11 protein-coding genes are annotated in these 11,775 nt (G+C 62.0%); 10 read left to right on the forward strand and 1 reads right to left on the reverse strand.

The window, feature by feature from the left end; genetic code table 11:
- Positions 1-166 precede the first annotated feature (166 nt).
- The 4 genes from ACFJIU_RS01190 (at position 167) to ACFJIU_RS01205 (ending at position 3,512) form a co-directional block, all read left to right on the forward strand.
- On the forward strand, positions 167-1,246 hold the full coding sequence (locus tag ACFJIU_RS01190; protein ID WP_379066791.1) for a glycosyltransferase family 87 protein: 1,080 nt from the start codon (positions 167-169) through the stop codon (positions 1,244-1,246).
- A 78-nt stretch (positions 1,247-1,324) separates the two neighbouring features.
- Complete coding sequence (locus ACFJIU_RS01195; RefSeq protein ID WP_379066793.1) at positions 1,325-2,293, forward strand: glycosyltransferase family 2 protein; 969 nt, start codon at positions 1,325-1,327, stop codon at positions 2,291-2,293.
- Positions 2,290-3,111 (forward strand): ChbG/HpnK family deacetylase, encoded by an 822-nt coding sequence (locus ACFJIU_RS01200; protein WP_379066795.1) that lies wholly within the window; start codon positions 2,290-2,292, stop codon positions 3,109-3,111. The genes ACFJIU_RS01195 and ACFJIU_RS01200 overlap by 4 nt, the downstream gene beginning before the upstream one ends.
- Positions 3,108-3,512 (forward strand): GtrA family protein, encoded by a 405-nt coding sequence (locus ACFJIU_RS01205; protein WP_379066797.1) that lies wholly within the window; start codon positions 3,108-3,110, stop codon positions 3,510-3,512. Before ACFJIU_RS01200 ends, ACFJIU_RS01205 begins: the two co-directional genes overlap by 4 nt.
- A 112-nt stretch (positions 3,513-3,624) precedes the next feature.
- On the opposite strand, the gene ACFJIU_RS01210 is transcribed toward ACFJIU_RS01205, so the two are convergent.
- Positions 3,625-4,404 carry a MurR/RpiR family transcriptional regulator gene (locus ACFJIU_RS01210; protein ID WP_245488618.1) on the reverse strand — a complete coding sequence of 260 codons (780 nt, stop codon included), beginning with the start codon at positions 4,402-4,404 and terminating at the stop codon, positions 3,625-3,627.
- Between the two features lie 188 nt (positions 4,405-4,592).
- Between ACFJIU_RS01210 and ACFJIU_RS01215 the strand changes: the two genes are divergently transcribed.
- From ACFJIU_RS01215 to ACFJIU_RS01240, 6 genes are all read left to right on the forward strand, one after another.
- Positions 4,593-5,411 (forward strand): N-formylglutamate amidohydrolase, encoded by an 819-nt coding sequence (locus ACFJIU_RS01215; protein WP_379066799.1) that lies wholly within the window; start codon positions 4,593-4,595, stop codon positions 5,409-5,411.
- 24 nt (positions 5,412-5,435) lie between these two features.
- Positions 5,436-7,001, forward strand: coding sequence for an amino acid permease (locus ACFJIU_RS01220; protein WP_379066801.1), 1,566 nt, complete (start codon positions 5,436-5,438; stop codon positions 6,999-7,001).
- A 90-nt stretch (positions 7,002-7,091) separates the two neighbouring features.
- A complete protein-coding gene (locus ACFJIU_RS01225) occupies positions 7,092-8,462 on the forward strand; it encodes a glutamine synthetase family protein (RefSeq protein WP_379066803.1) in 1,371 nt (456 codons plus the stop codon).
- A 165-nt stretch (positions 8,463-8,627) separates the two neighbouring features.
- Positions 8,628-10,016 (forward strand): aldehyde dehydrogenase family protein, encoded by a 1,389-nt coding sequence (locus tag ACFJIU_RS01230; protein ID WP_379066805.1) that lies wholly within the window; start codon positions 8,628-8,630, stop codon positions 10,014-10,016.
- Entirely contained in the window at positions 10,013-10,537 is a 525-nt protein-coding gene (locus tag ACFJIU_RS01235; protein ID WP_379066807.1) for a DUF2569 domain-containing protein, read from the forward strand. The genes ACFJIU_RS01230 and ACFJIU_RS01235 overlap by 4 nt, the downstream gene beginning before the upstream one ends.
- Before the next feature lie 24 nt (positions 10,538-10,561).
- Positions 10,562-11,734: an iron-containing alcohol dehydrogenase gene (locus tag ACFJIU_RS01240; protein WP_379066809.1), complete on the forward strand. Its 1,173-nt coding sequence runs from the start codon at positions 10,562-10,564 to the stop codon at positions 11,732-11,734.
- Positions 11,735-11,775: the final 41 nt, after the last annotated feature.

Here is an 11,775-nt window from a genome sequence, read left to right on the forward strand (position 1 = left end):
CAATCCTGCGGCAATGTTGGCCGCCTAGACAGGCTGCTTCTGGACTCGCCGGCGCGGGACATCGGCGCGTGGACTGTACCGCACAGCCCAGGCCATGATATGCCCGCGCCGAGTTCGAGGTGGCTTCCGGTTGCGAGAAGCCGCCGGCATTGGGCAATGTTGGGCGATGGCAAAAGTCAGGCAGTCTTGGGACTGGGGTGGTCTTGCCCTGTGGACGGGCGGCTTTGTCGTCATTCTCGTGATGGCCGGCATGGCACCCGATCACCGCTCGGTGATGCGCGCCTACCGCATTGCCAGCGACATGTTTCTTGCCGGCAAGCCGCTCTACGATCTCGACGTCGCCATGGGCTATCTCTACTCACCTGCCTTCGCGGCACTGTATGTGCCGTTCATGAAACTCGGACCGGTCATCGGCGATAGCCTGTGGCGCATCCTGGGTTTTGCGGTACTGACTTATGCGGTCTGGCGGCAGGTTCGAACGATCGAGCCCGAAAACCGGCTCTGGATGTTTTCATATGCGCTGTTCCTGGCCGTGCCGATCACGGCCGGCGCGCTGCGCAATGGCCAGGCCACCATCCTGCTGACGGGCGCCTGCTGGCTGCTGGTACTTTCGGCACTCGAAGGGCGGCGTGCGGAGACATTCCTGTGGGCAACGATCGCGGTGATCGCCAAGCCGACCGCCCTCATCGTTTTTCTGCTGGTCGGAGCTCTTCGGCTGCGGCTTGTCCCAGTCCTTGCCCTGTCGCTGCTGTTCGTGCTGGCGCTTCCCTACGCCTTTGCGCCAGTAGCCTATATCAACCAGCTCTATCGCGACTTCGCCACGCTGATGACATCGATGTCGGTCGACAAGTCGAGTGCCTTCGAGATGGCTGACTTCACGGCTCCCTTCACCGCTCTCGGCCTGACTGTCTCCACCCAGGCCGCCACCGTGGTGCGGATCGTTGCTGCTGTGCCGACGCTGCTTCTGGTGCTGTGGTACGATCGTCATCTCGACCGCCGGCTTGCTGGTCTGGCGGTTTTCCTGACCGCGGCTTTCTACATGAGCGTGCTCAACCCCCGGGTCGAATACAACACCTTCGCCTTGCTGGCGATGCCGGCCGGTGTCGCCCTGGCCGTAATCTGGGACAATGAAGAAGGTGGCACTCTGCGCGGCATTCTGGCCTTGGCCTTGTTCGCCACGGGTCTCAGCGGCATCAACCCGCATCTCAGGAGGCCTTGCGCCTCTGGTTCCGCCCTGTTGCGATGACGGCGATCACACTCCCCATCCTGTGGTGGTTCTGGTCGGTGGCGCAGGGCAAGTTCAAGCGCCAGGGGACGATGGCTCATGTCTGAACCCAAGCCGACGCTCGACATCGTTGCGCCTTTTCTGAACGAGGCGGCTTCCGTGCCGGGCTTTGCGCGGCTGCTCGCGGAACTCGAGGCAGAAGTCCAGCAACGTTTCGGTCTCAAGACACGCAAGATCCTGGTGGACGACGGCAGCACCGACGACAGCGCCGGGCTTTTCGGCAAGGCACTGACGGGTGACTGGGAAATCGTGCGGCTCAGCCGTAACTTCGGCAAGGAGGTGGCCGTTCTTGCCGGTCTCGACAGGACGCGGGGCGACCTGGTGCTGATCATGGATGCCGATCTGCAGCATTCGCTGGATGTCAGTCTGAAGCTCATCACCGAACTGGTCGAAAACCCCGACATCGACGTTGTCTATGCCCGTACCAATCGCGAGGGCGCGAGCTGGAAACGCAGCCAGCTGGCCAAATTGTTCTACAGCCTGATCAACTCCAGCCAGCGTTTCGATATCCCTGAAAATGCCGGCGACTTTCGTGTCATGCGCGCGCCGGTGGCAAAAGCGTTCACCCTGCTGCGTGACAAGCGGCGCTTCAACAAAGGCCTCTACGCCTGGGCTGGTTTCCGACACAAGGCGCTCATCTACACGCCGGCGGATCGCGCCGGCGGCACCAGCAAATGGAGCCGGGGCAACCTGCTTGCCTTTTCACTCGAAGGCATTGCCTCCTTCTCCGTGGTGCCGTTGCGCATCCTCACCCTGAGCGGACTTGCCGCGGCCCTGGCCGGGGGCGTCTATGGCCTGAAGATATTCTTTGAGGTGTTTTTCTACGGCATCGCCGTGCCAGGCTTCCCGAGCCTGCTGATCGCCGTCGTGGTCTTGGGTGGCTTCAACCTCGCACTGCTCGGCCTCATCGGCGAATATGTCTGGGTGGCATTGAGCGAAAGCAAGGACCGTCCGGTCTATATCGTGCGCGATGTGGTGAGCGACGCAAAGGACGGCAAAGAGCCGTGACACGGCAGATCCGCCTGATAGCCGACGACTACGGGCTGGCGCCTGGGGTATCGGACGCCATCCTCGACCTGCTGCAAAGGGGACGCCTCACCGGCACCGGCTGCATGACCGGATTTCCGGAATGGCAGCAGGCAGCGGCGCATATCAGACCCTTCATCGGCGAGGTTCCGGTCGGACTGCACCTCACCCTGACCGATCAGCCTGCTTTGACAGCCGGTTCCAGCCTGGTGTCTGAAGGGCGGTTGCCGCCGCTCTCCAGGCTGGCGGCGCCGTTGAGGCAGAGACGTATCAACACAGGCGACGTTCACGCCGAACTCGATGCGCAGCTTGCCCGCTTTGTCGACGCGCTTGGCCGCATGCCGGATTTCATCGACGGGCACCAGCATGTGCATTTCCTGCCTGCTGTCCGAGACTGGCTGAAGGCGCGCTTTGCCGGTTCCGGAAAGCCGATGCTGCGCGGCGCACCCAGGGTGCCGCTTCAGGTCGGCGCCACCGCCATCAAGACGGCAGTGATTGCGGCGCTGGCGCGTGGCTTCGACCGGAGCATGGAGGCTGCCGGGTTCGTGGTCATGAAGCCGCTTGCCGGCATCTACGACTGGAAGCGGCCAGATGATTTCGAGCCGACCTTGCGCGCCGCTGTTTCGACTTTGCGCGAAGACGGGGTTTTCATGTGTCACCCGGGCCATGTCGATGCCGAGCTCGTGTCGCGCGACCCGATGCAGAAGGTGCGCGAGGTCGAATATGCCTTCCTGGCCTCGGACGCGTTCGGTTCGTTTCTTACAGCGAATGATGCCGGCGTGCGGAGTGGCCTGTCGTGAGCAGCGAGCCAGGCCGTTCGCTCGGCAACAAGATGATCCGTTTCGCTGTTGTCGGTGTCGCGAATACGGCAATCGATCTCGTCGCCTTCACCGTATTGCTGTGGCTAGCCGTTTCGCCGCTGGCCGCCAATGTCGGCGCCTGGCTCGTCGCCGTCGCGTTCTCTTTCGTGGCCAACCGTTTCTGGTCGTTCGAGCGCGACCGCTCGATCCCGCTCAGCCATTCCGTCTTCCGTTTCGTCTCGCTGGGCGCGCTGATCTCGCTTGGCGTTTCCAGCGCCTTCATCGTCGGACTGTCCGGATGGATCGGTGTCTGGCCAGCCAAGATCGCCGGCGTCATTGCGGCGGCGGTGCTGAATTTCCTCGCCGCGCGCTGGTCGATCGAGGGGCGGTTGCTTCGCTAGAGCATTTTGTAGCCAAGTGGAATCAGTTGGCGTTACAAAAATGCGACGAAAACAAAAACTTAGAGCGTTTCCGCGTTTCCGTGAAAAACGGAAACGCTCTAGGCTGTATCGATCAACGCAGACCTTCCATTTCGCGGATGCGCCGCGCGCTGTCCGGTTCCATCTGGCGGGTAACCGCACCGATCAATGTCTCGGCGACCACGAAGAGTGCGGCGGACGAGTCCCAGGGCGAAGGAACGGCCGTGCGTCCGGCAATGACGTGGCGGGCGAAGCGGGCAATGGGCGATAGCCACTGGTCGGTGAACAAAACGATCTGCACACCGCGTTGATGGGCTTTCTCGGCGAAGCGGATCAGGCTGTCCTGATAGCGGCGGATGTCGAAGATCACCAGCACGTCGCGCTTGCCCATGTCGATCAGCCGATCCCGCCACATGCTTTCCTGACCGACAAGGTGGAAGACGTTGGGACGGATGATGGCAAGGTGGGCGGCCATGTAGCGCGCCAGCGGGTCGGTGAAACGCCCGCCGATCAGGAACATGTGGCCGCGATGGTCGGCCATCTTTTCCGCGATCTCGTTCAGCTGCTTGTCCGAAAGGTGGCGGAAGGTCTCGCGCAGATTGTCGAGGGTGGCCTCGATCATCGGCGATGCTGCGTCGCTTCGGCTGGGAGCCGTGGTCGTGCGCGAGGCCGGCGACTGCAACTGCGCGGCGAGCTCGTCCTGGAGAGCGGATTGAAATTCCGGGTAGTTCTGGAAGCCAAGCCGGGCGACGAAACGCAGGATCGTCGGCGAGGATACCCCGGCCTGCTGGGAGAAGTCGGCCACCGTTTTCAGGCCGATGACGGGGTAGTTGGCAACCAGCGTCTGGGCAGCTCGGCGTTCGCCTGCCGGCATGGCATCGATACGGTCCGCGATGAGCTCTGCGATGGATGTGGTTGTCGTCTGCGTTCCCAACCCGGTATCCCCCACGCATTTCGGAAAAGGCGTTTGACAAAGACGGACAAAGTGTATGAAATCATTCATGGGAGCGCAATGAAACAAAATACGTAACATACGATACGTTCCCGGGGACGGCGGATCGGATGGAGAGGACAAGCCACAACAGGCATCCGGATGCGGATTCCGTAAGGGTGACGAACCCTGGCGGCGCGGGTGCCTTTGTCTTCACCTGCGACCACGCTTCAAATTTCCTTCCTGCCGAATTCGGCACGCTTGGTCTTCCGGTTTCCGACCTTGCCCGCCACATTGCATGGGACCCCGGCGCGTTGCCGGTGGCGCAGATATTGAGCGAGCGGCTCGATGCGCCTCTGGTCGAAACCTGTGTCTCGCGACTGGTGCTGGACTGCAATCGGCCCCTTGATGCACCGGATCTGGTGCCACCGGTCAGCGAAACGACGGTCATTCCCGGCAATGAGAACCTGTCATCCGAAGCGCGCCAGGCGCGCATCGATCGTTGCTGGAAGCCTTTTCACCAAACGATCGAAGACCTGATCGAGGCGCGGACGGCGCGTGGGCTGGAGACACGACTTGTGTCGGTGCATTCCTTCACGCCGGTCTACAAAGGCATCGATCGTCCCTGGCATATCGGCATCATCCACGACGAGGACACGCGGCTGTCGGCGCCGCTGATTGCCGCGCTGGAGCGGGAAGGCGGTTTCACCGTCGGCGCCAACCAGCCCTATTCGCCGGCGGATCGCGTCTACTTCACGCTGGAGCTTCACGCGCGCTCGCGTGGCCTGTTGTGCGCGATGATCGAAATCCGCAACGATGAGATCCGGGATCAAGCCGGACAGAAAAAATGGGGAGAACGGCTGGCGGGCATCTTCACCGGCCTCGAACCGGCGCGGCTGCCAAAGCCGCCGCCATTGAAAACGCTACAAACGATCGAAGGCACCATCTGAAAGTATAAATAAGGGAACACTCTTATGGCAGCGCCTGGTTACTCTGAACACGACAAGAGCGAGGACGTCAAAGTCCTCCATTCCATGGGCTACGCCCAGGAACTGGAAAGGAGAATGAGTCAGTTCTCCAACTTCGCCGTTTCTTTCTCGATCATCTGCATCCTGTCCGGCGGCATCAACTCGCTGGCGCAGGCGACGTCCGGCGCCGGCGGCGCCGCCATCGGCATCGGCTGGCCGCTCGGCTGTTTCGTGTCGCTGGTGTTCGCGGTGGCGATGGCGCAGATCAGCTCGGCCTATCCGACGGCCGGCGGCCTCTATCACTGGGGTTCGATCCTGGGCAACCGCTTCACCGGTTGGTTGACCGCCTGGTTCAACCTGCTCGGCCTGGTCACCGTGCTGGGGGCCATCAACGTCGGCACCTATTATTTCTTCATGGGTTCTTTCGGCACGCCCTATTTCGGCCTCGAGGACACGACCACAACACGCATCATCTTCCTTGCGATCATCACGGGCGCGCAGGCGCTGGTGAACCACATGGGCATTGGCCTCACGGCCAGACTCACCGATTTCTCGGGTTACCTGATCTTTGCCACGGCGATCGCGCTGTCCATCGTCTGTCTGGCGGCTGCGCCCAGCTATGACATCGCCCGTCTGTTCACCTTCGCCAATTATTCGGGCGAGATCGGCGGCAATGTCTGGCCGCAGAACTCGACAATGTGGGTCTTTCTGCTCGGCCTTCTGCTGCCGATCTATACCATCACCGGCTACGATGCGTCGGCGCATACATCGGAAGAGACGCTGAAGGCGGCCCATTCGGTGCCACGCGCCATGGTCAGCTCGGTGCTGTGGTCCGCGGCGTTCGGCTACATCATGCTCTGTTCCTTCGTGCTGATGCTGCCGAACATGGAAGATGCGGCGAAGCAGGGCTGGAACGTGTTCTTCTGGGCGATGAACGAACGCGTCAATCCGGTGGTCAAGGACATCCTCTACCTCGCCATTCTGCTGGCGCAGTGGCTGTGTGGCCTGGCGACGGTCACCTCGGTATCGCGGATGATCTTCGCCTTCTCGCGCGACGGCGGCCTGCCCGGTTCCAAGGCCTTGTCCAAGGTCAGCCCGACCTACCGCACGCCGGTGGCCGCCATCTGGACCGGATCGATCCTGGCGGTGCTGTTCGTCTGGTTCTCGTCGCTGGTCTCGATCGGCGACACGCCGGTCTACACCATCGTCGTGGCCTGCACCGTCATCTTCCTGTTCTTCTCCTTCACCATCCCGATCGCGCTCGGCCTCTTCGCCTGGGGTACGTCGAAGTGGAACGTGATGGGGCCGTGGAATCTCGGCGAAGGCGTCTTCAAACTGTTCGCCGTGCTCTCGATCATCGCCATGATCCTGATCTTCGTCATCGGCGTGCAGCCGCCCAACGACTGGGCGCTGTACATCACCGTCGGCTTCCTGGTCGTTACCGCCATTGTCTGGTTCGGCTTCGAGGCCCGTCGTTTCCAGGGACCTCCCATCGGTGACGAGGTGGCCAAGCGCGCCGCCGAAATCGCTGCCGCCGAACGTGCGGTCGGCGAGACCGGTGGGGCTCACTGAGGCCCAGCAGCTACGACCGTGGCCGTCTCCGGCCACGGTCGCCTTCCGCAAAATATGTTCCAGAAAAATTGAAGCCGGAGTGCTCTAAGAATGGCAGGCAACCTTTCGTTCGATCAGTTGAAGAAGGCGGTCCAGGCCGGGGAGATCGATACCGTTCTCGCCTGTGCTGTCGACATGCAGGGCCGACTCGTCGGCAAGCGTTTCCTGGCGCAGTATTTCGTCGATTCCGCGCATGACGAAACGCATGGCTGCAACTATCTGCTGGCGGACGACATCGATATGGAGCCTGTGCCCGGCTACAAGGCTGCGAGCTGGTCGAAGGGATATGGCGACTTCGTCATGAAGCCCGACCTGGCGACGCTCAGGCAGATACCCTGGCTCGAGAAGACGGCGCTGGTGTTGTGCGACCTGCTCGACCATCACAGCCACGAGGATCTTGCCCATTCACCGCGCGCCATCCTGCGCAAGCAGGTGAAGCGGCTGACCGAACGCGGCTATATCGGCTATTTCGCATCCGAGCTCGAATTCTACCTGTTCAGCGAGAGCTATGACGCTGCCCGCAAGAAGCATTGGCAGGGTATCGACACGGCGTCGCCCTATATCGGCGACTACCAGATCGGCATCACCACCAAGGAAGAAGGCATCATGCGCCGCCTGCGCAACGAGATGCAGGCTGCCGGCATTCCGATCGAGAACTCCAAGGGTGAGTGGGGTCCCGGCCAGGAAGAGATCAACGTGCGCTATGCCGAGGCGCTGGAGATGGCCGATCGCCATGTCATCCTCAAGAACGGCGCCAAGGAAATCGCCGACTCCGAAGGCAAGGCGATCACCTTCATGGCCAAGTACAATTACGGCCTGGCGGGAAATTCCAGCCACATCCACAATTCGCTGTGGAGCGCGGACGGCAAGACGCCGCTGTTCTACGACAGACAAGGCCCGTGGACGCTGTCGGCGCTCGGTCAGGCCTGGTCGGCCGGACAGCTGAAATACGCCAAGGAGTTCACCTGGTTCCTGGCGCCTGACATCAATTCCTACAAGCGCTTCCAGTCCGGCACGTTCGCACCGACCAAGATCATGTGGTCGGAAGACAACCGCACTGCCGGCTTCCGCCTGTGCGGCGAAGGCACCAAGGGCATCCGCATGGAGTGCCGCATCGGTGGCGCCGACCTCAATCCCTACCTCGCTTTCGCGGCGCTGATCGCGGCAGGCCTTGCCGGTATCGATGAGAAGCTGGAACTGCAGAAGCCATTCGTCGGCGATGCCTACCAGGCCTCGCGCCTGCCGGAGATCCCGAAGACCCTGCGCGAGGCGACCGAGACCATGGCCAAGTCGAAGATGCTGAAGGCAGCTTTCGGTGAGGACGTGATCGAGCACTATGTGCACACCGCCCGCTGGGAACAGTTCGAATACGACCGCCGCATCACCGATTGGGAGCTGCACCGCGGCTTCGAGCGGTATTGATCGCCAGAGCGTTTCCGCTTTCGCGGAAACGCCATCCGCATGGAGCCGGACAGGGCTGTTTGACGAAATGCATTTCGTATAGACGCTGCTGTTCGGCTTATCCCGTTCGCGGGCTCTTTGAAAAAGAAGCGGCGAACCACCTTTTTTGATATGAAGGACATCGATATGACCGAAACGGTCAAGCTCACATCTCCCATCGACGGCTCGATCTATGTCGAGCGACCGGTCGCGACGGACCAGGCCATCAACGCCGCGGTGGAGCGCGCTCGTACCGCCCAGGCAGACTGGGCGCGGCTGCCGGTGGCGGAGCGTGCCAAATACATGCTGAAGATGCTGGAGGCGCTCGTCGGCATGGCCGACGAGATCGTGCCGGAGCTGGCCTGGCAGATGGGTCGGCCGGTACGCTATGGCGGCGAGTTCGGCGGCGTCAAGGAACGCACGCAGTACATGGTCGAGATTGCCGAGCGTGCTCTGGCGCCGGTGCCAGCCTCCAATCCGAAGGACGGGTTCCGTCGCTATGTGAAGAAGGATCCGCTCGGCGTTGTCATGGTGATCGCGCCGTGGAACTATCCCTATCTTACATCCGTCAACACCATCGTGCCGGCGCTGATCGCCGGTTCCACCGTCATCCTCAAGCACGCCGCGCAGACCTTGCTTGTCGGCGAGCGTTTCGCCAAGGCTTTCGAGGCTGCCGGACTGCCGAAACATGTCTTCCAGAACATCGTGCTCAACCATGCGCAGACCGAGAAGCTGCTGGGCTCCGGCAAGATCGACCATGTCAACTTCACCGGCTCGGTCGCCGGCGGGCGCGCCATCGAGAAGGCGGCGGCGGGCACCTTCATGACGCTTGGTCTCGAACTCGGCGGCAAGGACCCGGCCTATGTGCTGCCGGACGCCAAGCTCGATCATGCGGTCGCCAATCTCGTCGAAGGCGCCTTCTTCAATTCGGGCCAGTGCTGCTGCGGCATCGAACGCGTCTACGTGCACGAGAAGGTCTATGATGATTTCGTCGAGGGCTTCATCGCGGAAACCAAAAGCTATGCGCTGGGCAATCCGCTCGATCAGGCAACCACGATGGGGCCGATGGCGCAGGCGCGTTTTGCCGACTTCATCCGCGAGCAGAAGGCCGAGGCCCTGCGCAAGGGTGCAACCGCGCACATGAACACCAGGGACGCCGCGGACAAGGCCGGGTCTCCCTATCTGCCGGCCGAGGTCCTTACCAACGTTGATCACCAGATGAGCGTGATGCGCGAGGAGAGCTTCGGCCCGATCGTCGGCATCATGAAGGTGCGCAACGACGAGGAGGCGATCGCGCTGATGAACGACAGCCCATACGGGCTGACGGCCTCGATCTGGACGGCCGACACCGACCGTGCCGTCGCCATCGGCGATCGCGTCGAGACCGGCACCGTGTTCATGAACCGTTGCGACTACCTCGACCCGGCGCTGGTGTGGACCGGCGTCAAGGACACCGGCAAGGGCGCAGCGCTGTCGCAGATCGGCTACGACAATCTGACCCGGCCGAAGAGCTACCACTTGCGCGAGAAGGTATGAGCCAGGAAAGGCCAAATCCCAACCCGATCGCCGGGAACCTCCGGACGGATGTGAACCATCCGTTTCCGGACGGCCCCGTCGGTCTGGGCGGTTGGCTGGTCCTGCCGATCATCGGACTGCTGGTAACACCGCTGCGCGGCGTATTTCATCTGGCAGGCTACGGAGAGTTGCTTGCGTCGATGCAGCGCCTGCCGGGCAGTCTGTCGGCCTTCCTGGTACTGGAGTTTGTCGGCAACATCATTGTCCTGATTGTGCTGCCCGTTATCCTGCTGGTGCTGCTGTTTCGGCGGAGCGCCTCCTTTCAGCGCCTGTTCGTCATATGGGCTGCCGGAGGCCTGGCCTTCATCGTCCTCGATCTGATCGGAACGCAGGTCCTTTTCGGGGATCTCCTGGAGGCAACCGATCAGACGCTGCTGGATGAGCAGACGATAACAGAACTCCTCCGTAGCGTGGTCTTTTCGGTGATCTGGATACCGTACATGAGGCTCTCGCGACGCGTCGCCAACACATTCACCAATTGAATTCATCCAATAGGCAAACAACACATGTCCAAACTCGTCTCGAAATGGAATTACCCCACCACCGTGCGTTTCGGCGCCGGCCGCATTTCGGAATTGCCGGATGCGCTGGCCGCGACCGGTATCAAGAAGCCGCTGTTCGTCACCGATCCGGGCCTTGCCAAGCTGCCGGTGGTCGCTTCCACGCTCAAGATCCTCGACGAGGCGAAAGTTCCCTACGCCGTCTTTTCGGAAGTGAAGCCGAATCCGATCGAGTCCAACCTCACTGCCGGCATCGCGGCCTTCAAGAAGGGCAAGCATGACGGCGTCATCGCCTTCGGAGGTGGCTCGGCACTCGATCTCGGCAAGCTGATCGCCTTCCAGGCTGGCCAGACCCGTCCGGTCTGGGATTTCGAGGACATCGGCGACTGGTGGACGCGCGCGAACTCCGACGCCATCGTGCCGATCGTTGCCGTGCCGACCACTGCCGGCACAGGCTCGGAAGTCGGTCGCGCCGGCGTCATCACGCATGAGGAGAGCCACACCAAGAAGGTGATCTTCCACCCGAAGATGCTGCCGGGCATCGTCCTCGCCGATCCTGCGCTGTCGGTCGGCATGCCGGCCTTCATCACCGCCGGAACCGGCATGGACGCGCTCGCCCATTGCCTGGAGGCCTATTGCGCACCGGGCTATCATCCGATGGCCGACGGCATCGCCGTCGAAGGCGTGCGGCTGGTGTTCGAGAACCTGCCCAAGGCCTACGCCGACGGCAAGGACCTGACTGCGCGCGCGCATATGATGAGCGCGGCTGCCATGGGCGCCACCGCTTTCCAGAAAGGTCTGGGGGCGATCCACTCGCTGTCGCATCCGATCGGTGCGCTCTATGACACCCATCACGGCATGACCAATGCCGTCTTCATGCCCTACGTGCTTGCCTTCAACCGCGATGCCGTCGAGGGCAAGATCGAACGCCTGGCTGCCTATTGCGGGATCAAGGGCGGCTTCGACGGCTTCGCCAAGGCCATCATCAAGCTGCGCAAGGAACTCAAGGTTCCCCACACGCTCGGCGGCCTGATCAAGGGGCTGGACATGGACAAGAAGCGCAAGGCGCTGATCGCCGACATGGCGATCGTCGACCCGACCGCCGGCGGCAATCCTGTTAAGCTGACTAAGAAGGCGGCGTTGTCGCTGCTGGAAAACTCTTTGTCGGGAACGGTATAAGAGACGCGCGAGACAGGTGCGACTGTCTTTCGCAAGCTTGC

The organism is Mesorhizobium sp. UC74_2 (assembly GCF_042701485.1).
Classification (GTDB): domain Bacteria; phylum Pseudomonadota; class Alphaproteobacteria; order Rhizobiales; family Rhizobiaceae; genus Mesorhizobium.

What these genes read in the sequence shown, in the direction of transcription:
- ACFJIU_RS01190 (WP_379066791.1), top strand. Translation starts at nt 167, where the DNA reads ATGGCAAAAGTCAGGCAGTCTTGGGACTGGGGTGGTCTTGCCCTGTGG.
- ACFJIU_RS01195 (WP_379066793.1), top strand. Translation starts at nt 1,325, where the DNA reads ATGTCTGAACCCAAGCCGACGCTCGACATCGTTGCGCCTTTTCTGAAC.
- ACFJIU_RS01210 (WP_245488618.1), bottom strand. Translation starts at nt 4,404, where the DNA reads ATGCCGGCAGGCGAACGCCGAGCTGCCCAGACGCTGGTTGCCAACTAC.
- ACFJIU_RS01215 (WP_379066799.1), top strand. Translation starts at nt 4,593, where the DNA reads ATGGAGAGGACAAGCCACAACAGGCATCCGGATGCGGATTCCGTAAGG.
- ACFJIU_RS01220 (WP_379066801.1), top strand. Translation starts at nt 5,436, where the DNA reads ATGGCAGCGCCTGGTTACTCTGAACACGACAAGAGCGAGGACGTCAAA.
- ACFJIU_RS01225 (WP_379066803.1), top strand. Translation starts at nt 7,092, where the DNA reads ATGGCAGGCAACCTTTCGTTCGATCAGTTGAAGAAGGCGGTCCAGGCC.
- ACFJIU_RS01230 (WP_379066805.1), top strand. Translation starts at nt 8,628, where the DNA reads ATGACCGAAACGGTCAAGCTCACATCTCCCATCGACGGCTCGATCTAT.
- ACFJIU_RS01235 (WP_379066807.1), top strand. Translation starts at nt 10,013, where the DNA reads ATGAGCCAGGAAAGGCCAAATCCCAACCCGATCGCCGGGAACCTCCGG.
- ACFJIU_RS01240 (WP_379066809.1), top strand. Translation starts at nt 10,562, where the DNA reads ATGTCCAAACTCGTCTCGAAATGGAATTACCCCACCACCGTGCGTTTC.